General features: G+C 68.2%; 18 protein-coding genes and 1 pseudogene. 7 read left to right on the top strand and 12 right to left on the bottom strand.

Features of this window, described 5'->3' with window-relative positions; translation table 11 throughout:
* The 5 genes from FFF93_RS06355 to FFF93_RS06335 all read right to left on the bottom strand — a co-directional run bounded on the left by FFF93_RS06355 (position 1) and on the right by FFF93_RS06335 (position 5407).
* Entirely contained in the window at positions 1-1191 is a 1191-nt protein-coding gene (locus tag FFF93_RS06355) for a pseudouridine synthase (RefSeq protein ID WP_138769668.1), read from the bottom strand.
* Positions 1192-1300: 109 nt separating this feature from the next.
* Positions 1301-2002, bottom strand: a complete 702-nt coding sequence (locus FFF93_RS06350; RefSeq protein ID WP_138769669.1) for an SMC-Scp complex subunit ScpB — start codon at positions 2000-2002, stop codon at positions 1301-1303.
* Positions 1999-2844, bottom strand: a complete 846-nt coding sequence (locus FFF93_RS06345) for a ScpA family protein (protein ID WP_138769670.1) — start codon at positions 2842-2844, stop codon at positions 1999-2001. The genes FFF93_RS06350 and FFF93_RS06345 overlap by 4 nt, the downstream gene beginning before the upstream one ends.
* Positions 2845-2853: 9 nt before the next feature.
* A complete protein-coding gene (locus FFF93_RS06340) occupies positions 2854-3753 on the bottom strand; it encodes a ParA family protein (RefSeq protein ID WP_138769671.1) in 900 nt (299 codons plus the stop codon).
* Positions 3754-4039: 286 nt separating this feature from the next.
* Entirely contained in the window at positions 4040-5407 is a 1368-nt protein-coding gene (locus FFF93_RS06335) for a cation:dicarboxylate symporter family transporter (RefSeq protein ID WP_138769672.1), read from the bottom strand.
* Between the two features lie 134 nt (positions 5408-5541).
* Here FFF93_RS06335 and FFF93_RS06330 point away from each other — a divergent pair, with 134 nt between their 5' ends.
* Both FFF93_RS06330 and FFF93_RS06325 read left to right on the top strand, forming a co-directional pair.
* On the top strand, positions 5542-7290 hold the full coding sequence (locus FFF93_RS06330) for a sensor histidine kinase (RefSeq protein WP_138770505.1): 1749 nt from the start codon (positions 5542-5544) through the stop codon (positions 7288-7290).
* Entirely contained in the window at positions 7287-8006 is a 720-nt protein-coding gene (locus tag FFF93_RS06325; RefSeq protein WP_138769673.1) for a response regulator, read from the top strand. The genes FFF93_RS06330 and FFF93_RS06325 overlap by 4 nt, the downstream gene beginning before the upstream one ends.
* Here the strand turns inward: FFF93_RS06325 and FFF93_RS06320 are convergent.
* Positions 8003-9913, bottom strand: a complete 1911-nt coding sequence (locus tag FFF93_RS06320; RefSeq protein WP_138769674.1) for a propionyl-CoA synthetase — start codon at positions 9911-9913, stop codon at positions 8003-8005. The two genes, FFF93_RS06325 and FFF93_RS06320, sit on opposite strands and share 4 nt — an antisense overlap.
* A 171-nt stretch (positions 9914-10084) precedes the next feature.
* On the opposite strand from FFF93_RS06320, the gene FFF93_RS06315 reads away from it, so the two are divergent.
* From FFF93_RS06315 to FFF93_RS06300, 4 genes are all read left to right on the top strand, one after another.
* Positions 10085-10726, top strand: a complete 642-nt coding sequence (locus tag FFF93_RS06315; protein ID WP_138769675.1) for a GntR family transcriptional regulator — start codon at positions 10085-10087, stop codon at positions 10724-10726.
* A 10-nt stretch (positions 10727-10736) separates the two neighbouring features.
* The gene (locus FFF93_RS06310; RefSeq protein ID WP_138769676.1) at positions 10737-12257 is read left to right on the top strand and encodes an MmgE/PrpD family protein; all 1521 of its coding nucleotides are present in this window, start codon (positions 10737-10739) and stop codon (positions 12255-12257) included.
* Positions 12257-13159 carry a methylisocitrate lyase gene (gene prpB, locus FFF93_RS06305; RefSeq protein ID WP_138769677.1) on the top strand — a complete coding sequence of 301 codons (903 nt, stop codon included), beginning with the start codon at positions 12257-12259 and terminating at the stop codon, positions 13157-13159. The genes FFF93_RS06310 and prpB overlap by 1 nt, the downstream gene beginning before the upstream one ends.
* A 62-nt stretch (positions 13160-13221) precedes the next feature.
* Positions 13222-14361: a bifunctional 2-methylcitrate synthase/citrate synthase gene (locus FFF93_RS06300; protein ID WP_138769678.1), complete on the top strand. Its 1140-nt coding sequence runs from the start codon at positions 13222-13224 to the stop codon at positions 14359-14361.
* A gap of 79 nt (positions 14362-14440) precedes the next feature.
* On the opposite strand, the gene FFF93_RS06295 is transcribed toward FFF93_RS06300, so the two are convergent.
* The 3 genes from FFF93_RS06295 to FFF93_RS06285 are packed head-to-tail and all read right to left on the bottom strand — an operon-like array spanning position 14441 to position 16226.
* On the bottom strand, positions 14441-14929 hold the full coding sequence (locus tag FFF93_RS06295; RefSeq protein WP_138769679.1) for an 8-oxo-dGTP diphosphatase: 489 nt from the start codon (positions 14927-14929) through the stop codon (positions 14441-14443).
* 35 nt (positions 14930-14964) lie between these two features.
* On the bottom strand, positions 14965-15720 hold the full coding sequence (locus tag FFF93_RS06290; protein ID WP_138769680.1) for a hypothetical protein: 756 nt from the start codon (positions 15718-15720) through the stop codon (positions 14965-14967).
* A 2-nt stretch (positions 15721-15722) separates the two neighbouring features.
* The gene (locus tag FFF93_RS06285) at positions 15723-16226 is read right to left on the bottom strand and encodes an RNA polymerase sigma factor (RefSeq protein WP_186372248.1); all 504 of its coding nucleotides are present in this window, start codon (positions 16224-16226) and stop codon (positions 15723-15725) included.
* Positions 16227-16345: 119 nt separating this feature from the next.
* Here FFF93_RS06285 and FFF93_RS06280 point away from each other — a divergent pair, with 119 nt between their 5' ends.
* Positions 16346-16840 carry a GNAT family N-acetyltransferase gene (locus tag FFF93_RS06280; protein WP_138769682.1) on the top strand — a complete coding sequence of 165 codons (495 nt, stop codon included), beginning with the start codon at positions 16346-16348 and terminating at the stop codon, positions 16838-16840.
* On the opposite strand, the pseudogene FFF93_RS06275 reads toward FFF93_RS06280, so the two are convergent.
* The 3 genes and pseudogenes from FFF93_RS06275 to FFF93_RS06265 form a co-directional block, all read right to left on the bottom strand.
* Positions 16753-18499, bottom strand: a pseudogene (locus tag FFF93_RS06275) (DUF222 domain-containing protein). The gene FFF93_RS06280 and the pseudogene FFF93_RS06275 sit on opposite strands and share 88 nt — an antisense overlap.
* 142 nt (positions 18500-18641) lie before the next feature.
* On the bottom strand, positions 18642-19709 hold the full coding sequence (gene xerD, locus FFF93_RS06270; RefSeq protein ID WP_261375329.1) for a site-specific tyrosine recombinase XerD: 1068 nt from the start codon (positions 19707-19709) through the stop codon (positions 18642-18644).
* Complete coding sequence (locus tag FFF93_RS06265) at positions 19709-20371, bottom strand: NUDIX hydrolase (protein ID WP_138769683.1); 663 nt, start codon at positions 20369-20371, stop codon at positions 19709-19711. The genes xerD and FFF93_RS06265 overlap by 1 nt, the downstream gene beginning before the upstream one ends.
* Between the last annotated feature and the right edge of the window lie 21 nt (positions 20372-20392).

The raw sequence follows: 20392 nt of genomic DNA, 5'->3' as shown, positions 1-20392 counted from the left end.
CTACAGCCCCACGGATGCCAGCAGGTGGCCGACTTCCTGCTTGCCGAGGTTGCGGATGCTGCCCTGGCGCTGGTCGCCCAGGCCGATGGGTCCGACCTTGACGCGCACCAGGCGCAGCACCGGGAAACCGACGGCGTCGAAGAGGCGGCGCACGATGCGGTTCTTGCCCGAGTGCAGCACAACCTCGATCAGCACGTGGCCCGGGGTCGAGTCGACGAGCTTGAAGGAGTCCACGGAGGCGATGCCGTCTTCAAGTTCGATGCCGGCCTTGAGCTGGGCGCCGACGCCCTGCGGGAACGGCCCGCGGACCTGGACGAGGTACGTCTTGGGCACCTCGTAGGACGGGTGCGTCAGGCGGTTGGCGAGCTCGCCGTCGTTGGTCAGCAGCAGCAGGCCCTCGGTGGCGACGTCGAGGCGGCCAACGTGGAAGAGGCGTTCGCCGTGGTGGTTGCGGACGAAGTCGCTAATGCACGGGCGGCCGTCCGGGTCCTCCATGGTGGAGACGACGCCCTTGGGCTTGTTGAACACCATGTAGACCATGTTTTCGTCCAGCTGGATGCGCAGGCCGTCGACATGGATCACGGCGGTCTTGGGGTCGACGCGCACGCCGAGCTCCGTGACGACCTGGCCGTCGACCTCGACGCGGCCTTCGGCGATCATTTCCTCGCAGACGCGCCGGGAGGCGACGCCGGCGGAGGCCATGACCTTCTGCAGGCGCACGCCGTCGGCGTCGTGCAGCTCGGACTGCGGCACGGCGCCGCGGGGTCCGCGCTTGCGGGCCGGCTTGCGGACGGGGCCGAGGCTCTGGCCGAAGCGTTCGCTGCCGAAGGCGCGGGACCCGACTGCCTTGGCGGCACCGGCGCCGACGCGCGGCTTGGGCTTGAGCGCACCCGGGGTGCCTGGAACCTTGCCGGCGCCCGGCTTGCGGGCCGCGGGCTTGCGGGCGGCGGGCTTGGCGCCGCCCTTCCGGTCAGCCTGGTCCGGTGCTCCGCCGCCCGGGTTCAGATCCGGGTCGACGAAAGCTTCTTCGCGCGGCTTGGGGCGCTTGAAGGGGCGGTCGCCGCCGCCTTTGGAGAAGTCGCGCTGGCCTCGGCCTGCGCCGCCCGCACCTTGGGTGCGCGCTGATTGTTGTCCGGCGCTGGTGCGTCCCGAACTGTTACGTGGTGAACCCTGGCGTCCCGCCTGTGTCATGACCCGTCCTTCGTTTGGTGGCCCGTGACGGCTGCCTCACGGCAGTCCCCCACCGGCCGGGCAAATGGTTCTGCCCTGGTGGATACTCTTACGCAGGCAGCATTCCTGCCTACATTCTTCCTGCGTCGTAAAACTCTGCTATGCCTTCAAGCCCTGGAAGATGGGGTGAAAGCTGAGGCAACTCAGCCACCGAGCCGATTCCCATGCGTTCGAGGAAATACGACGTCGTGCGGTACAGGATGGCCCCGGACTCGGGATCGTTTCCCGAGTCCTCGATCAGGCCGCGCTGGGTCAGCGTCCGCACCACGGAGTCAACATTGACCCCACGAATTGCAGAGACCCGCGCCCTGGAGACGGGCTGGCGGTAGGCGATGACGGCGAGCGTTTCGAGCGCCGCCTGCGTCAGCCTGGCCGTCTGGCCTTCCAGCACGAATCCGCCTACGACGTCGGCGAACTCAGCGCGGGAATAGATCCGCCAGCCACCGGCGATATTCCGCAATTCAAAACCCCGGGGGGCGGCACTGAAGCTAGCAGTAGGTAAAGACGTGCTGGCGTCATCCGCATCCGGGGCATTACCAGTATAGCCGTTATACTCCCGCTGCAGTTCCCCGAGCAGTCCTTCGACGACGTCGACCGTCAGGTTCAGGCCGGTGGCGAGCTCCGTGACGGTGGCTGGCTCGTCGATCACCATAAGCACGGCTTCGAGGGCCGCACGGGCGCCCCCGGGCAGGCCTGCGAGGTCAGGAATGCCGGGCTCTCCGGCGTCTCCGGCGTCGGCGTCGGGTGCGGGAAGGTTCGCTGCGTCACTCATGGCTGTTCCTCGTATTCTTCACTCAGGTTCTCGCTGCTCCAGTCCGCGTCGTCGGCGGTCCAGTGCACGGACAACTCGCCTAGGGGCAGCAGCTGGTCGAACGCGACCGCTTTGTCCCGGAACATTTCCAGCAGGGCAAGGAACCGCGCCACCACCACGAGGGTTGATTCGGCGTCGGCGATCAAGGACCTGAAGGTGAGCGGTTTGCCGAGCCGCAGGCGCAGACCCAGGATTTCCGCTTGTTCCTTCACACTGACCGGCGTCCCGTGCAGGTGGGCGAGACCAACCTCGGTGGGGGCCGCTTCCTTGGGTTTCAGGGCCTTCTCGGCGAGGGCGGCGAACTCCGCCGGGCTGTGCTTCCAGACGAGTTCGGGCAAAAGCGCGGCGAAGTGGCCCTCCAGGGCGACCTGCCGCGGGTAGCGCCGGCCCTCCAGTTCCAGGGTCGAGCCGAGAAGTCCGGCCACGTGTTTGAAGGCCTTGTACTGCAGCAGCCGGGCGAACAGCAGGTCGCGGGCCTCGAGCAGGGCGATGTCCTCGTCGTCCTCGACCTCGCCGGCGGGCAGCAGCCTGGCCGCCTTCAGGTCCAGCAGGGTCGCGGCGATGACCAGGAATTCGCTGGCCTCATCCAGCGCCCAGTCTTCCCCCAGCCGCTGCAACCCTTTGATGTACTTGATGAATTCGTCGGTGACCGTGGCCAGCGCCACCTCGGTGATGTCCAGCTGGTGCTTGGAGATCAGGCCCAGCAACAGGTCGAACGGACCGGTGAAATTGGCCAGCCGAACCTCGAAGCCGGGTTTCTTGGCGGACGGCGACAGTTCCGCCGTCGGGGCTGTCGCTACCACGGCCCTGGCTTAGGGCGCGCCGCCGCGCGAGATCAGCTCTTTGGCCAGTCGGCGGTAGGCGTCGGCGCCGGCGTGGTTCCCGGCGTAGCTGGTGATGGGTTCGGCGGCGACCGTCGCGTCGGCGAACTTGATGGACCGCTTGATAACGGTCTCGAAGACCTTGTCGCCGAAGGCTTCCACGAGCCTGGCGATTACTTCGCGGCCGTGCAGGGTACGGGCGTCGTACATCGTGGCGAGCACGCCGTCGACCTGGAGCCGCGGGTTGAGCCGGTCCTGGACCTTGTCGATCGTCTCGACCAGCAGCGCTACCGCGCGCAGCGCGAAGAACTCGCAGATCAGCGGGATGATGACGCCGTGCGCCGCCGTCAGCGCGTTCACCGTGAGCAGTCCCAGCGATGGCTGGCAGTCGATCAGGACGACGTCGTAATCGTCCTCGACCTTCTTCAGCGCCCGGTCCAGGACCTGTTCGCGGGCGACCTCATTCACCAGTTGGACTTCAGCGGCAGAGAGGTCGATGTTGGCCGGCAGCAGGTCCACGTTCTCGACGCCGGTCTTCTGGATGGCGTCGCGGATATCGACTTTGCGGTCCATCAGGACGTTGTAGACCGTCAGGTCCAGTTCGTGCGGGTTGGTGCCCAGTCCGGCGGAGAGCGCGCCCTGCGGATCGAAGTCGACCAGGAGGACACGGCGTCCGTATTCGGCCAGGGCCGCGGCCAGGTTGATGGTGGACGTGGTCTTGCCCACGCCGCCCTTCTGGTTGACCATGGCGATGACCCGGGCCGGGCCGTGCGAGGACAGCGGCGCGGGTTCCGGGAAATCGCGGTAAGGGCGCCCGGTGGGGCCCATCACGGCGTCTTCCAGGTCGAGTTCGGTGCCTTCCAGAGTGGCTGAACCCTGTTCGCTGCTCACGTATCTATCCACACTTTCGATGACGGTGATTTTCCTGCCGGATCCGGCTGGTTCGGCGCTGCCTGCTGAGGCTGGCGCCGTCCGGGACGGATCGTTATTCCTCCCAAGGTTACAGCCCCCGACACGGTATTCGACGGACCTTGACAACCGCCGCCCGGCGCGTCTGACCCTCTGGTAGAGGTCGAGGGTTGCTGGCCGGCGGATCCCTCGACCGCGCAAAACCGCCCGGACGCGGGTTAGGCGTCCGGGCGGTCTTGGGGTGATCTGAGAGTGCCGCTGCGGGTGCTTAGGCGTTGGCAGGGACCGGCTGCGCCGGGTGGGAGGCCGGCTCAACTGCGGGCTGCGCGGCGCTGTGCCCGGCGATCATGGTCTGCTCGTCGAAGGGCTCGGCGCCGGAGAGGACGCGTTCGACCTGCCCGCCGTCGATCTCCTTGACCCAGGTGCCGATCAGGATGGTCGCGACGGCGTTGCCGGTGAAGTTGGTCAGCGCACGGGCCTCGGACATGAAGCGGTCAATGCCCACGATCATGCCGACGCCGCCGAGCAGCTCCGGCCGGTGGGCCTGGAGGCCTGCGGCCAGGGTGGCCAGGCCGGCGCCGGTGACACCGGCGGCGCCCTTGGAGGCGATGATCATGAAGATCAGCAGCGAGATCTGGGCGCCCAGGTCCAGCGGGGTGCCCATGGCGTTGGCGACGAACAGGGAGGCCATGGTCAGGTAGATGGCCGTGCCGTCCAGGTTGAACGAGTAACCGGTGGGGACAGTGACGCCGACGACCGGCTTGGACACACCGAGGTGTTCCATCTTCGCGATCAGGCGGGGCAGGGCGGCTTCGGAGGAGGACGTGGAGAAGATCAGCAGGTACTCGCGGGCCAGGTACTTCATCAGGCGGAAGATGTTGACGCCCGAGACGACCTGGAGGAGACCGCCGAGGATCACGACAATGAAGACCGCGCAGGTGATGTAGAAGGCGACCATGAGGGTGGCCATGCTGATGATGGCCTGGACGCCGGTGGCACCGACGACGGCGGCGATGGCGCCGAAGGCGCCGACCGGGGCGAGCCACATGACCATGATCAGGATGCGGAACACGAGGGCCTGGCCGTGGCCGATGGCCTTCAGGATCGGGGTGGCCTGCGGGCCCATCTTCTGCAGCGCGAAACCGACCAGGATCGCGGCCAGCAGGGTGGGCAGCACGGGGATGTCACCCGGGATGATGCCGAGCAGGAAGTCGACGGTGCTGTCCGTGGCTGCCTTCTTGTTCGGATCGTACGGGGCAAGCTTGAGGCCCTCACCCGGGTGGATCAGGTTGCCGACGACGAGGCCGATGGCCAGGGCGAACGTCGACATCACGATGAAGTAGCCGAGGGCCAGGCCGCCGACCTTGCCGACCGTGGCGGCCTTGGCGATGGAGCCGATGCCCAGCACGATGGTGCAGAAGATGACCGGGGCGATCATCATCTTGATGAGCTTGATGAAGCCGTCACCGAGGGGCTTCAGCGACTTGCCGACCTCGGGGAACATCAGGCCGACAACGGCGCCGAGGATGACGGCGGCGATGACCGCGATGTAAAGGTAGTGGGACTTGTCCAGACCCTTGCGCTGCTTGACCGGCGCCGCGGCCGGTGCCGCTGACTCTCCTCGTTGAGAGGCCATGTTGTTCTCCTTGGATAGGCTGGACTTTGATGCGGCTTGGGATGCGCATCACGTCCGTTCTGCGTGTTCCTCCATCATTGGGGATGAGGTGATGCGCATCACCGTTGCGTTCATATTGGTCATGGAAGGTGCAGTTGATCCATCACTGGAGCATCGCCCGCAGGCTGTTCGTGGCCCACCTGCTGTTCATGCTGGCCCTGACCGCCGTCGTCGGCACGGCCACCTTCGTGGACGCGCGCGACCACGCCTACGAAGAAGCGGGCCGGCGGATGGCCGGGATCGCCACCGCAGTGGCAGACAACCCCCTGGTCCTGCAGGCGGCCGGCTCCCCCGATCCATCCGCGCTGCTTCAGCCCTATGCCCTGCAGGTGATGCGGGACGCCCGCGCGGACTTCATTACGATCATGGCGCCGGACCGGACCCGCTGGACCCATCCCCGCGACGAGGAGCTGGGAAAGCCGTACATCGGCTCAATCGACGCGGCCCTAAACGGCCAGGTCTTCACCGAAATTATGGCCGGGACGCTCGGACCCTCGGTGCGCACCATCGCCCCGGTCAAGGACGCGAACGGCACGGTCCGGGCCCTGGTGGCGGCGGGCGTGACGGTGGGGACAGTGGATGTGGCGTTTTCCGGCCGGCTGCCCGCCCTGCTGGCGATCGCCGTCGCCCTGCTGGCGGGCGGATCGGTGGCCTCCTGGCTGCTGGGCCGGTACCTCCGACGGGTGACCCGCGGCTGGGGGCCCGAGCAGCTCGCCCAGCTGTTCGCCTACTACGAATCGGTGCTGCACTCGGTCCGCGAAGGCGTAATCCTCGTCGATCGCAAGGGCAAAGTGGTGATGTACAACGACCAGGCGGCCGCGTTGCTGGGGGTCCCGCCCCGCGTGGTCGACGGCGGCTCCCCGCGCGGCCGCGGCGTGGCGGCACCGTCGCTGGCCGAACTGCCGCTGGCGCCGAGCCTCAAGGAGCTGTTCGAGTCCGGCCGCACCGCGCAGGACGAAATCCACCTGACCGGCGAGCGCGTGCTGGTGGTCAACCAGGGCCCCGCGGTGGGCCCCCGCTCCCCCGCATCACGCCAGCGCGAGACGGCGGGGCCGCCGGTCTACGGCACGGTCGCCACCATCCGGGACCGCACCGAGATCGAGTCGCTCGGCAGTGAACTGGAAACCATGCGCACGCTCTCGGACGCGCTCCGCGCCCAGACGCACGAGCATGCCAACCGGCTGCACACCATGGTGTCCCTGATGGAGCTGGGCCGCGGCGCCGAGGCGCTCGATTTCGCGACCAAGGACCTGGAGCTGAGCCAGCGGCTGACCGACGACCTGGTCAGTTCCCTCGACGAGCCGGTGCTCGGCGCGCTGGTCATGGGCAAAGCCGCCGAGGCGCACGAACGCGGCGTCGAACTCATCCTCACTACCGGCGGCTCCACCGCCGTCACCGGCCTGGCCGTCCAGGACCTTGTGGCCATCCTGGGCAACTTGCTCGACAACGCGATCGACGCGGCCGCCGATGCTCCTCCGCCGCGGCTTGTTGAGCTCTCGGTCGCGTCGGAGGGGGGAGCCTTGCAGATCTCGGTGGAGGACAGCGGCCCGGGCATCGATCCGGATGCGGTGGAGGACGTCTTCCGGCACGGGTTCAGCACCAAGGCGCCGGGGCCGTTCGGGCGCGGACTCGGGCTGGCCCTGGTGCGCCAGGCCGTGCAGCGGCTGGGCGGTAGCATGACAATCACCAGCCCGGCCGGGGCACTGTTCCGTGTCACGCTGCCGACGGCGCCAGCCGTGGCAGCCGCCGCAGCTTCAGGCCCCGCAGCCGGCACCCCCGCAGCATCACAACCCGCAGCAGGCTCCCAGGACGAAGCCGCCGGGACAGCAAAGGAACAGCAATGAGCGAGATCCGCGTACTCGTGGTCGAGGACGAACCGATTGCCGCGGCGGCCCACGCCGCCTACATCGGCCGGCTGGACGGGTTCACCCTGGCCGGATCCGCCCCCGACGGGCAGTCCGCGCTGCGCCTGATGTCGGAGCTGTCGGCCGCCGGCCAGCCCGTGGAGCTGGTCTTGCTGGACATGAACCTGCCGGACCTGCATGGGCTGGACATCGCCCGCCGGATGCGCGCCTCCGGCCTGTTCGCCGACATCATCGCCATTACGGCGGTGCGCGAACTGAGCATCGTCCGCAGCGCCGTGGCGACCGGCGTCGTGCAGTATCTGATCAAACCCTTCACTTACGCCACCTTCGCGGACAAGCTCCGCAGCTACCGGCTGTTCCGCGAGCAGTTGGCGTCCCCCGGGCCCGGCGGTGCCGGGGCGGGCGCATCCCAGAGCGACGTGGACCAGGCCTTCGCGAGCCTGCGGGCGCCCTCGGAACTACCTCTGCCCAAGGGCCTGTCCGGGTCCACCCTGGATTCCGTACAGGACTTCATGAAGTCCCAATCCGGGGCCGTGTCCGCCAGCGAGGTGATGGAGGCACTGGGCATGTCCCGCGTGACGGCCCGCCGCTACCTCGAGTACCTCGCCGACGCCGGCACCGTGTCCCGCACCGCGCGTTACGGTGCGCCCGGCCGGCCCGAGAACGAATACCGCTGGAGCCGGACCGGGTCCTAGGCGGGCCGTTCCCCCGCGGCTCCGGGCCGCAGCGTCTCCAGAAGCTGGTCGATCACACCGGCGTCCTCGATGGTCGAGGGCACCACGTAGTCGTCGCCGTCGGCGATCTGGCGCATGGTCTTGCGCAGGATCTTGCCGGAGCGGGTCTTGGGCAGGGCCTCCACCACGGTGACGTGCTTGAAGTCCGCCACGGCGCCGATGTCCCGCCGGACCAGCGCGATCAGGTCCTTGACCAGCAGGTCCTCCGGCACCTCCACCCCGGATTTGAGGACCACGTAGCCGCTGGGGCGCTGGCCCTTGAGCGGGTCGGCGAGACCGATCACGGCGCATTCGGCGACGGCCGGATGCTGGCCGATCACCTGCTCCATGGCGCCGGTGGAGAGGCGGTGGCCAGCGACGTTGATGATGTCGTCGGTGCGGCCCATCACGAAAAGGTAGCCGTCCTCATCCTGGTAGCCGGAGTCGCCGGTGGCGTAGCAGCCCTCGAAGGCCTGCAGGTAGGAGGAGATGTAGCGCTCGTCGTTGCCCCAGAGCGTGGTGAGGGTACCCGGCGGCAGCGGCAGTCCCAGGACAATATTGCCCTCGGTGCCGGCCTCCACTTCCTCTCCGGCCCCGTCGAGGATCCGCAGTTTGAAGCCGGGCATCGGCACGCTCGGCGAGCCTGCCTTGATCGGCAGCCCGTCCAGGCCGCGCGGGTTGGCACAGATGGCCCAGCCGGTCTCGGTCTGCCACCAGTGGTCCACGACCGGGACGCCAAGGATGCGGGAGGCCCAGTGGAAGGTATCGGTGTCGAGCCGCTCGCCGGCGGCAAAGAGGGTCCGCAGGCTGGAGATGTCGTACTGTCCCAGGAGCTTTGCCTCGGGGTCGGCCTTCCGGATGGCCCGCAGCGCCGTCGGCGCGGTGAAGAGCACATTGACCTTGTGGTCCTGGATCACGCGCCAGAACGCACCGGCATCCGGGGTTCCCACCGGCTTGCCTTCGTAGATCACGGTGGTGGCGCCGGCGAGCAGGGGCCCGTAGACGATGTAGGAGTGCCCCACCACCCAGCCGACGTCGGACGCAGTCCACATCACGTCGCCGGGGCCGACGTCGTAGATGTTCTCCAGCGTCCAGCTCAGGGCGACGGCGTGGCCGCCGTTGTCCCGCACCACGCCCTTGGGCGCGCCGGTGGTCCCGGAGGTGTAGAGGATATAGAGCGGGTCCGTGGCCTTCACGGCCACCGGGGCGGCGGGCTCGGCGGACGCCATGGCCGTGTCCCAGTCCAGCCAGCCCGCATGGTCCGCCGCGTTCGCCTCGAAGCCGTCCCGTGCCTTGACCAGCACGGGGGTTTCGGGGGCGCCGGCCAGTTCGAGGGCCTCGGCGACGGCCGGCAGGTATTCGATCCGGCGGGACGGTTCGATCCCGCCGGACGCGGTGACCACCGCCGCCGGTGCGGCATCCCGGATCCGGGCGGCGAGTTCCTTCGGCGCGAAGCCGCCGAAGACTACCGAGTGGATCGCGCCGAGCCGGGCCGTGGCCAGCATGGCGATGGCAGCTTCGGGGATCATCGGCATGTAGATCACGACCCGGTCGCCTTTGCCCACCCCCTGGCTGCGCAGCACGCCAGCGAAGCGGGCCACGAGCTCGGTGAGCTCGGCGTAGCTGAAGCGCTGCTGCGTGCCCAGCATGGCCGAGTCGTAGATCAGTGCGTCCTGGGCGCCGCGGCCCTCCGCCACATGCCGGTCCAGGGCGTTGTAGCAGGTGTTCAGCACGCCGTCGGGAAACCAGCCGTAGAGCGGCGCGCGGCTGGAGTCGAGGGCCCTGCCGGGCGGCGTGCTCCAGTCGATTTTTCCCGCGGCCTCAAGCCAGAAGTCCTCCGGCTGTTCAACGCTGCGCTGGTAACTGTCCCGGTAGCTCTTGGTGACCATGAAGTAATCCCGTCCACGACGTTGTGATGCAGCTCATGGTAGCCCCGCAGGAGCCACGCCACAAGAGCTATGTATACAACGGACAGTGAATTTTCCTCTTTGCGGCCAAAAAGCTGGGCTGCTGTGCCAATTGTGTATACACTGATGGGGTCAGCTAACGAAGGAGTCAGGATGCGCGCCAGCGACAAGGCCTACGCGGCCCTGCGCGAGGACATCATTGAATGGCGCCTTGCACCCGGGACAGTCCTCGCCGAAGTGGAGCAGTCCGAGCGGCTCGGCATCTCGCGGACCCCGCTGCGGGAGGCCCTCAGCCGGCTCACCGCGGAAGGGCTGACCACGACGGCGGGCGGCCGCGGCGTCGTCGTCACCGACATCTCCCTCGAGGACATCGACGAACTCTTCGAACTCCGCGAAACCCTCGAAGGCAAGGCGGCAGCGTTGGCGGCCGAGCGCGGCGACGCCGCGACCTTCGAGCAACTGCGGCGTGAGCTCCTGCGAACGCCGGAGATGATTAATGGCGCAGACCCGGCACGGCACGACTACTACAGCCTGGTCGGCCGGCTCGACGCGGCCATCGATGCCGCGATCTCCAATTCCTACCTGGTCCAGGCCATGCGCAGCCTCCGCGTTCACCTGGTCCGGGTGCGCCGGCTGGCAGCCGACGACGCCGAGCGTCTCACCGCTGCTGCCGCCGAGCATGCCGCCATCGCCGAGGCGATCGCCGCCGGCAACCCGCGGCTGGCCGAGGCCGCCACCACCCTGCATCTTCACCGCAGCCTTTCCCACGTCAAAGCAACCCACGTACCTCACTAGAAGGAGAACCATGGTTAAGGAACACCACGTCCGCGTTTACAAGAGCGAGGAAAACCTGGCCCGCGAGGACCAGCTCGCCTACAAGATCGCCAAGGTGGCCGCGGATCCCGTCGCAGTCTCCGACGAGGTCACCGACATGGTGATCAACCGCGTCATCGACAACGCCTCGGTGGCCATCGCCTCCCTGAACCGCGCCCCCATCGTTGCGGCCCGCGCCCAGGCGCTCACCCACGGCCCCAGCACCGGCGGCAAGGGCTCGAAGGTCTTCGGCATCGAGGAGCGCGTGGCCCCGGAGTGGGCGGCCTGGGCCAACGGCGTCGCCGTCCGCGAACTCGACTACCACGACACGTTCCTGGCTGCGGATTACTCCCACCCGGGCGACAACATCCCGCCGATCCTGGCCGTCGCCCAGCACGTGGGCTCAAGCGGCCAGGACCTGATCCGCGGCATCGCCACCGGCTATGAGATCCAGGTCAACCTGGTCAAAGCCATCTGCCTGCACAAGCGCAAGATCGACCACGTAGCGCACCTGGGCCCGTCGGCCGCCGCCGGCATCGGCACCCTGCTGGGCCTCGATGTCGAGACGATCTTCCAGTCCATCGGCCAGGCGCTGCACACCACCACGGCCACCCGCCAGTCCCGCAAGGGCGAGATCTCCACCTGGAAGGCCCACGCCCCCGCCTTCGCCGGCAAGATGGCTGTCGAATCCGCCGACCGTGCCATGCGCGGCCAGACCTCCCCGGTGCCGATCTACGAAGGTGAAGACGGCGTCATCGCCTGGATGCTCGATGGCCCCGACGCCAACTACACCGTCCCGCTGCCCGAGGACGGCGAAGCCAAGCGCGCCATCCTGGACACGTACACCAAAGAACACTCCGCCGAGTACCAGGCCCAGGCCTGGATCGACCTGGCCCGGAAGCTGCACGGCGAACACCCCGAGGTCACCGACCCGGCCAACGTCGAATCCGTGCTGATCAAGACCAGCCACCACACCCACTACGTGATCGGCTCCGGCGCCAACGACCCGCAGAAGTACAGCCCCACGGCAAGCCGCGAGACCCTGGACCACTCCATCCCGTACATCTTCACGGTGGCCCTGCAGGACGGCGCCTGGCACCACGTCGATTCCTACGCGCCGGAGCGCGCGGGCCGCCCGGACACGGTGGAACTGTGGCACAAGGTCACCACGGTCGAGGACCCGGAATGGACCCGCCGCTACCACTCCCTCGACATCTCGGAGAAGGCGTTCGGCGGCTCCGTGGAGATCACCCTCAAGGACGGCACCGTCATCACTGACCAGATCGCCGTCGCCGACGCGCACCCGCTGGGCGCCCGGCCGTTCGCCCGCGAGCAGTACGTCAATAAGTTCCGCACCCTCGCCGCCGGCGTCGTGGCCGAGGAAGAAATCGAGCGCTTCCTGGCCGCCGCCGCGCGGCTGCCCGAACTGGCCGCCGGCGAGCTGGACCAGCTCAACATCAAGGCCGCCGACGGCGTGATCGACCTCGCGTCCGCACCGAAGGGACTCTTCTAATGCTGTATTCGAAGACCACACCGGAGCAGAAGCGGATCCGCTTCCGGGAGCTGCTCGCCTCCGGGACCATCCAGCAGTTCCCGGGCGCGTTCAACCCGCTCTCGGCCCGGCTCATCGAGGAAAAGGGCTTCGCCGGGGTGTATATTTCCGGAGCCGTCCTCGCTAACGACCTCGGCCTGCCGGACATCGGCCTGACCACGCTCACCGAGGTGGCCACCCGCGCCGGGCAGATCGCCCGGATGACGGACCTGCCCTCGATCGTCGACGCCGACACCGGCTTCGGCGAGCCGATGAACGTGGCGCGCACCGTCCAGGAACTCGAGAACGCGGGCCTGGCCGGCCTGCACATCGAGGACCAGTTCAACCCGAAGCGCTGCGGCCACCTCGACGGCAAGAACGTCGTGGACCTGGAGACTGCCACCAAGCGGATCCGGGCCGCGGCCGATGCGCGCCGGGATCCGAACTTCCTGATCATGGCCCGGACCGACATCCGGGCCACGGATGGCCTGGAGGCGGCGCAGCAGCGTGCCAAGGCCCTCGTGGAGGCAGGCGCGGACGCGATCTTCCCCGAGGCCATGAAGGACCTGAGCGAGTTCCAGGCGATCCGCGACGCCGTCGACGTGCCGATCCTGGCCAACATGACCGAGTTCGGCAAGAGTGCGCTGTTCACGGTGGACGAGCTGGCCGGCGTCGGCGTCAACATGGTGATCTACCCGGTGACGCTGCTCCGTAGTGCCATGGGCGCTGCTGAGCGTACTCTGGAATCGATCAAATCCGACGGCACCCAGGAGGCACAGGTTTCGAGCATGCTGACCCGTGCGCGGCTCTACGACCTCGTGGACTACGAGGCCTACAACCGCTTTGACACCGGGGTCTTTAATTTCCAGATCCCCGGCATCTGACACCCCCACCGGACTGCCGGCCCCGGCCGGTCAACAGGCGTTAGGAACAAAGGAGTTTCAGCATGGCTGAAAATGAGATTAAAAAGGGCCTTGCCGGCGTCGTGGTGGACTACACCGCGGTTTCCAAGGTCAACCCGGACACCAATTCGCTGCTCTACCGCGGCTACCCCGTCCAGGAGCTGGCCGCCAAGTGCAGCTTCGAGGAAGTGGCGTACCTGCTGTGGAACGGCGAGTTGCCCACCGAGGAGCAGTTGGCGGAGTTCACCGCACGGGAACGCGCGGGCCGCGCGCTGGATCCGGTGGTCAAGCAGGTCATCGATGCGCTGCCGCTCACTTCGCATCCGATGGACGTTTGCCGCACGGCGGCCTCGGTGATGGGTGCCCGGCATCCGCTCGCCGAGGACTCCTCGCGGGAGGCCAACATGGCCAAGGCAGTGGACCTGTTCGCCGCAATGCCGGCCGTGGTCGCCTATGACCAGCGCCGCCGGCACGGTCAGGGTGTTGTGGAGCCCCGGGAGGACCTGGGCTACTCGGCCAACTTCCTGTGGATGTCCTTTGGCGAGGAGCCGGTGCAGGAAGTTGTGGAGGCGTTCAACGTCTCGATGATCCTGTACGCCGAGCACTCCTTCAACGCCTCGACCTTCACGGCCCGGGTGATCACCTCGACGCTCTCCGACCTGCACTCGGCCGTCACGGGTGCGATCGGGGCGCTCAAGGGGCCCCTGCACGGCGGCGCGAACGAGGCCGTGATGCACACCTTCGACGAGATCGGCATCCGGCAGGAGGAGTCGCTCGACGAGGCGGCGGTGCGGGCGAAGGCCTGGATGGAAGACGCGCTGGCGCACAAGAAGAAGGTCATGGGCTTCGGCCACCGTGTCTACAAGCACGGCGACTCCCGGGTTCCCACCATGAAGGCGGCCCTGGACAAGATGATCGCGCACTACGGCCGTCCGGAGCTGCTGGGGCTCTACAACGGGCTTGAGACCGCGATGGACGAGGCGAAGGCGATCAAGCCGAACCTCGACTACCCGGCGGGTCCTACGTACCACCTGATGGGCTTCGACACCCCGACGTTCACTCCACTGTTCGTGGCCAGCCGGATCACCGGCTGGACCGCGCACATCATGGAACAGCTGGACTCGAACTCGCTGATCCGCCCGCTGAGCGAATACAACGGTGTGGAGGAACGGCACGTGCCGTAGTTCCTGCCGACAGTAACAGCGCGGGCCGGCCACCTTGGACAGGTGGCCGGCCCGCACTTTTTGCTGGGCGGCCGGTGCCTCAGCCGCCGCGACTCTGCTTTTCCACCGTCGCGACGGTTTCGTTGTCCTCATTGAGGACGACCATGATGTCGATTGTTTCCCCTGCCAGCGCCGGGGGCAACCAGTGCTCCGCGTCCTGCCACATCCGCTCCAGCGGCAAGGACGCGGCGTCGAACCACTCGGGCGTGATTTCCGGGCTTTCGGCGGGCTCGCCTTCCCAACGCCTGGTGGTGAAAAGCCGGCAGGTCATGTTCCACTCCGGCCGGGCGGGAAAGACGAACTCGACGACGCCGGCGTGGTCCAGGTCCTCCTCGAGTACCACGATGCCGGATTCCTCCCAGACTTCGCGGACCACGGCCTCGGCGTCGCTCTCCCCGGGCTCCACGTGGCCGCCGATGCCAACGATCTTGCCGAGGCCGAAGCCGGTCCGCTTCAGGCCCAACAGCACTTCCGTACCGCGCTCCGACTCACGGAGCAGGAAGCAGAGGGTGACCGGTGTGGACGTCATGTGCTCAACCCTATAGCCGGCGCGGGGAGCCGCGGCTATCCGGCTGCCGGCCCGTCGCCCACGAGCTGAGGACGCAGCTCGACGGGTATGCCCTTCTGCGCGAATTCCTTGTCCATGGCCTGCTGCGGCGTGAGGCCCTGGTTGTTCGAGGCCTGGAACTCCCAGTTGAAGACGCTGGACCACTGCTGCCGGACGTCGCAGAGGAATCGCCCGTTCTGCAGTTTGGCGATCTTGAACCAGGCGTTGCCGCCGTCGAGCTGGAGTGCCCGGACCCCGTCGTCGGAGATGGAGTAGGCGAGCCAGCCGCCGGCGCAGCCCAGCACCGTGTAGTAGCCCTCTTCGGCGGGGGCAATCGGGATGATCGCCCGCTGCTGGTCACTGCGCTGCTGGTCGACGTTGGACAGGGTGCAGGCGACACCGCCGGTGCTCAAAGCGGCAGGACTCGATTTCGTGGGAGACGCCGTGGGGGCGGCACCGGACGGGCTTGGGGAGGCCGGTGTTGAGCTGGCGGAGACGGCAGGCGCCGGGGTGCCCGTCTGGGCGGGTCCGGGGGCAGGTTGCGGCATCAGGTTGCCGCCGACGACGACGGCGGCCACGACTGCTGCGGCGGCCAGGACGGTCGCCGCCGCCGTCCGCAGCCCAGTCCGCCGCGTCCGGGTGCGCCCTGCGAGGCTGACGACGTTCGGGTCGGTGGAGTAGACCATCGAGCCGGCAGGCGGGCTTCCCGGAACTGCACCGGGTGCTCCCACCCGTGGTTTGGCATCCCTCATGAGCTGTTCGATGCGGTCCATGGCTAGTCCTTCCGTTCTGTCATGAGGTGTGAGGGGGCGGCCTTCGCGAACGCGCGACGTGCACGGTGCAGGCGGACCGCGGCGGCCGACGTCGAACATCCCAGTGCCTGGGCCAGTTCAGCGGTGGTCAGATCGTCCCAGTAGCTGAGCATGAGGACCTCGCGGTCGCGCTCCCTGAGTTGTACGAGCACTTCAGCCACGGCGGACCGTTCTTCGGTGTGCGGCTCGGGCACGTCGGTGCGGGCTTCCTCTTTGAGCCGTTCCACCAGTTCCTGCCGGCGCCGGCGGCCCTTGTACTCGTTCCCGACGACGTTCCGGGCGGTCGCGAGGAGCCACCCGATACCGGGCGGCTCAGGTAGCTGTTTCTCCCACGCGATCCTGAAGACATCCGCGGCAAGTTCCTCGGCCCGGTGCCCGTCATTGATACGGCACGTTATGTAGGCGTACACCCGCGCGGAATGCTGGGTGTGCAGGTCAATGAATGCTTGCTCTTTCGCAGCCAACATGGTGGTTCCCCCGGACATCGGATGACTTCTTCCTGAAGACTAAGTGTCCCGGCAGGCAGGTTTTCTTACACAAACTAATAAGAACATTCACCGGGCGAGGATTCTGGCAGGATGTGCTGATGGCCTTCATTTTGCGCGAACCCACGCTCCCCGATGCACCTCGGATCGCTGAACTGCACGTGGCCACGTGGCGGGAGGCGTACTCGCATTTGCTTCCTGAGGGGTTCTTTACCGCGGAGCACGTCCAGGGCCGGCTCCTGATGTGGAACCAGATTCTTGGGAATCCACGCCCCGGCTGGACGATCAGAATCGCGGAACACAACGCACGGGTCGTCGGCTTCGGGTTCGCCGGCGCCAGCTACGGAGCGGAAGGCCAGGACCTCCCCCGCGATCGTCACCTATTCAGCCTGTACGTGGCGGCGGAGCACCAGGGAACCGGTGCGGGGCAGGCGTTGCTGGATGCGGCCTTGGGCGGTGGTCCGGCGATGCTTTGGGTTGCCAAAGACAATCCCCGGGCGGTTGCGTTCTATCGTCGCAACGGTTTTGCCTTCGACGGTACGGAGCAGACCGACCCCGGAGCTCCACGGATCATTGACGCCCGCACGGTGCGGTAAGAATCCGAGGCTGAGGCAGGAAACCGCGGGGTTGACTGGGGCGCCCCGCGGAAGCCAAGCCACGGGCCGGTCAAGCGCAACGCCGCAGGGACCTTAACGGCACACGGTGCTGGCGCCGAGAACAGAGCCCATTCCGGGAAAGGGTCCTCGGGCAGCCCGTACTCTGGCTCCAGGTACTGTCCGGGGTCCGGGGGTGGTTCGGCTTCGGGCTCCCACCCGAAATCCTGGAATTGGTCCATATCCGCCGCCAGGATGGTGCGCGGCCAGCGGGGTGGTTCCCAGTCCTGGTGTTCGCTGGTGTACTGCCGACCGGCGGGTGAGGTCCATCCGGGAGGACCGGTTTTGCTGGCTGCCGTGGGTCTCCACGGGGAGCCGTGTTTGAGGCGGTGGTGTTTGCGGCAGGGCTGGCCGAGGTTGCGGATGCCGGTGGTGCCGCCGTCGGCCCAGGCCAGGAGGTGGTCGGCGTCGTTGTCCAGGGAGGTGCTGTTGCAGCCCGGGAACGGGCACTTGCCGTCGCGCAGGCGCAGCCATTGCCGCAGGGCCTTCGGCACCCGGTAGCTGCTCCGGCCGATCTCCAGCGGGGCTCCGTCGCGTGGGTCGGTCAGGACCCGGTAGAACGAATCGGCCCCGTCCGCGACGAGGCGCCGGGCCATGGACGGCGGGATCGGACCGTGCCCGTCCAGGACGGCCGGCTCGTCGGTGGCGCCGAGCAGGGCCATGACCGGGACTGTGATCAGAACCTGCGCGCGTGGCGACGGCACACCCCCGGCAAGCCCCTCGGGCAGTCCTTCGCCCTGGCCGGCGACGGTTTTTGCATCTGCCGCTCCCCCGCCAGCGTTTCCTCTGGTGAGCAGCCACGTCGCGGCGATGTCGGCGCGTAGCTGGGGCAGGGTCCGGGCCTCGGCCGGGCCCTGCAGGGCGCGGGCGGCGGCGGTGATCCGTTCCCAGATCCCGGCGGCGGTGTCGGCGGGCAGGTAGGCCGAGAGCCAGGCCATGCCGTCCCGGTCCGGGCAGTACTCCACGCGCCGGTCCTCAACTTTTGGTGTGGCGCGTTTCGATGCTGACCGGGTGGTGGCGTTCGCGCCAGGTGCGGGCCTTGGCACGGAACCGGCCGGGGACGAGTTCCCCGGCCGGGCAGCCGCGGGCGGGGTTGGGTGCGGCGGGGTCCAGGAAGTGCGCTTCCAACGCCGCCGCGCCGACCGGGTCCAAGTTCGCGGTTTCGTCGACCATAATCCGGGCGTGCTGCCAGGAGATCGTGCCGGCCTGCAGTGCTGCCAGGGTCAGCGGCAGCCCCGCCGTCAGGGTCCGGGCTTCGGCCAGCAGTGCCCCGGCGGTGCGTTCGCTCACGGTCAAGACACAGGCGACCTCGGCAACGACCGCCATCTCCCGAACGGTGCAATCCTGCGGCGTCGCCGCCGGGGGCGCCAGGGCCTCGGCCGCCCGGAGGTACTCCGCGGCGAGCCGGACCTTCAACGCCGCCATCCGGGCCTCCCACCGGGCGGCCTCGGCCAGGGCGTCCAGGCAACCATCAGCCAAAGCCCGCAGCGGATCGGGATGCTCTCCGCGGTCGTTGAGGACGGCAGTCAGCGCAGCGACAGACGCGGCGTTGGCCGCCAGGGCCTCCCTGGTCTCCGCACTCCAAGCCGCTCCGCTCTTCATATCCCAAGCATATGAACGAGCACCGACAATTATTGGTGCTGTAGCTCCGGGATACTGACGACCACCGGCGGCCGGGCTATGCGGTCGCGGCGGTGCGGCCGGCACGGGGCCAGCAACGGCCTCACGCGACGAACCGCCCGCCTCAGCCCAGCGCCCTCGGATGCGCGGCGGCGTAGATCTCGCGCAGCGTGTCAGCTGTCACCAGGGTGTAGACCTGCGTGGTGGTCACGGATGCATGGCCCAGCAGCTCTTGCACTACCCGGACATCCGCCCCGCCTTCCAGCAGGTGCGTGGCGAAGGAGTGCCGCAGGGTGTGCGGCGAGACGTCCTTGGTGATGTTGGCCTTCTCTGCTGCCGCCTTGAGGATGGTCCAGGCGCTTTGCCGGCTGATCCGGCCGCCCCGGGCGTTCAGGAACAGCGCCGGCGTTCCCTTTCCCTTGGCGGCCAGCAGCGGCCGCCCACGGATCAGGTAGGCGTCCAGAGCCCGGGCCCCGAAGGATCCCAGCGGCACCAACCGCTCCTTGGAGCCCTTGCCGAACAGGCGGACGATGGCGGGGCCCGGTTCGTCGTCCCCCTGCAGCGAGATGTCATCGACGTCCAGGCCCACGGCTTCGCTGATGCGTGCGCCGGTGGAGTAGAGGAATTCAAGCAGGGCGCGGTCGCGCAGGCCCGTGGCTGTGTCGGTGCCGGCCGCTTCCAGGATGCGGGTGACCTCGTCCACCGTGATGGCCTTGGGCAGCCGCTTTCCGGGCATCGGCGGGTGCACATCGCTGGCGGGATCGGTGGGCGTGACACCCTCCAGCGCCCAAAACTTATGCAGCCCGCGGACTGCGACCACCGTGCGGGCCGCCGAGCGCACGCCCAGGGCCGAACCGCCGTCGGAGCCGTCGGAGAGTGCCTGCACGAAGCCGGTCACGTCGCGCCGGGTGATGTCCTCGGGACGCCGGCGGTCTGCCGCGGCCAGGTGCCGGGCGTAGCGGGCCAGGTCGCGGCGGTAGGCGGACAGTGTGTTGGCGGCCAGCCCGCGTTCCACCCCCATGTGCTGCAGGTAGTCCGTGATTGCCCGGTCGACGGCGGTCAGCGGCCGGGCAGCCGGCTCGGCAACGCGCGAGGCTGCGGGCGCGGCGTCGGGCGCGGCGCCAGGTTCTGAGGCGCCAGGCTCTGAAGCCCCGGGCGAGGCGGCGGGTCCGGCCGCCAGCACTCCGGTCATCAGCGCTGGCTGGGGTGGGCGGGCCACGGCGCGCCGGCCGGGCGGAGGCCTTCGAAGCCGTCCGCTCGCGCCGCCGCGGCGGCTAGGATCCCGACGACGGCGGACGGGTTGTGCAGGCGGCCCTCCAGGACTGCCCGGACCGCATCGTCGAGCCGGATCCAGTGCAGCTCGATTTCCGCTTCCTCGTCGGTACGTTCGTGCAGTTCGTGGCCGGGGACGTCGCTCAGGCCACGGGCCAGGTAGATGCGGATCGCCTCGCTGGAGGAGCCGGGCGAGTTGAAGAAGTCGGCCAGCACGTTCCAGCGCGCAGCCACCAGGTCTGCTTCTTCGGCGAGCTCCCGGGCCGCCCCGGCCACGAAGTCCTCGCCCTCGACGTCGAGCAGTCCGGCCGGAATCTCCCAGAGGGCCATGCCCACCGGGTGGCGGTACTGCTTGATCAGCAGGATCTCGCCGTCGTCGTTCATCGGGAGCACGGCAACGGCCCCGGGGTGGTCGATGTAGTCGCGGACCAGGGGCTCGCCGTCGTCGCTTAGCTGGAAGCTGTCGCTGACGACATCCCAGATCCGGCCTTGATAGACCTTCTCTGAAGACAAAAGACGGCGCGGGCTCGGCTCGTCCGAAACCTGCCGTGCAGCATTGGGGGTCTCAGGCTTACCGGGCATCGCGCCGTCCTTTGATTCAGT

This window comes from Arthrobacter sp. KBS0702, assembly GCF_005937985.2.
In the GTDB taxonomy this organism is placed as follows: Bacteria; Actinomycetota; Actinomycetes; order Actinomycetales; family Micrococcaceae; genus Arthrobacter.
Note: the sequence above shows the minus strand (reverse complement) of the source record. Positions and strands in the feature narration are given on the sequence as shown.

What these genes read in the sequence shown, in the direction of transcription:
- FFF93_RS06355 (WP_138769668.1), bottom strand. Translation starts at nt 1,191, where the DNA reads ATGACACAGGCGGGACGCCAGGGTTCACCACGTAACAGTTCGGGACGC.
- FFF93_RS06350 (WP_138769669.1), bottom strand. Translation starts at nt 2,002, where the DNA reads ATGAGTGACGCAGCGAACCTTCCCGCACCCGACGCCGACGCCGGAGAC.
- FFF93_RS06335 (WP_138769672.1), bottom strand. Translation starts at nt 5,407, where the DNA reads ATGGCCTCTCAACGAGGAGAGTCAGCGGCACCGGCCGCGGCGCCGGTC.
- FFF93_RS06325 (WP_138769673.1), top strand. Translation starts at nt 7,287, where the DNA reads ATGAGCGAGATCCGCGTACTCGTGGTCGAGGACGAACCGATTGCCGCG.
- FFF93_RS06320 (WP_138769674.1), bottom strand. Translation starts at nt 9,913, where the DNA reads ATGGTCACCAAGAGCTACCGGGACAGTTACCAGCGCAGCGTTGAACAG.
- FFF93_RS06315 (WP_138769675.1), top strand. Translation starts at nt 10,085, where the DNA reads ATGCGCGCCAGCGACAAGGCCTACGCGGCCCTGCGCGAGGACATCATT.
- FFF93_RS06310 (WP_138769676.1), top strand. Translation starts at nt 10,737, where the DNA reads ATGGTTAAGGAACACCACGTCCGCGTTTACAAGAGCGAGGAAAACCTG.
- prpB (WP_138769677.1), top strand. Translation starts at nt 12,257, where the DNA reads ATGCTGTATTCGAAGACCACACCGGAGCAGAAGCGGATCCGCTTCCGG.
- FFF93_RS06300 (WP_138769678.1), top strand. Translation starts at nt 13,222, where the DNA reads ATGGCTGAAAATGAGATTAAAAAGGGCCTTGCCGGCGTCGTGGTGGAC.
- FFF93_RS06295 (WP_138769679.1), bottom strand. Translation starts at nt 14,929, where the DNA reads ATGACGTCCACACCGGTCACCCTCTGCTTCCTGCTCCGTGAGTCGGAG.
- FFF93_RS06290 (WP_138769680.1), bottom strand. Translation starts at nt 15,720, where the DNA reads ATGGACCGCATCGAACAGCTCATGAGGGATGCCAAACCACGGGTGGGA.
- FFF93_RS06285 (WP_186372248.1), bottom strand. Translation starts at nt 16,226, where the DNA reads ATGTTGGCTGCGAAAGAGCAAGCATTCATTGACCTGCACACCCAGCAT.
- FFF93_RS06280 (WP_138769682.1), top strand. Translation starts at nt 16,346, where the DNA reads ATGGCCTTCATTTTGCGCGAACCCACGCTCCCCGATGCACCTCGGATC.
- xerD (WP_261375329.1), bottom strand. Translation starts at nt 19,709, where the DNA reads ATGACCGGAGTGCTGGCGGCCGGACCCGCCGCCTCGCCCGGGGCTTCA.
- FFF93_RS06265 (WP_138769683.1), bottom strand. Translation starts at nt 20,371, where the DNA reads ATGCCCGGTAAGCCTGAGACCCCCAATGCTGCACGGCAGGTTTCGGAC.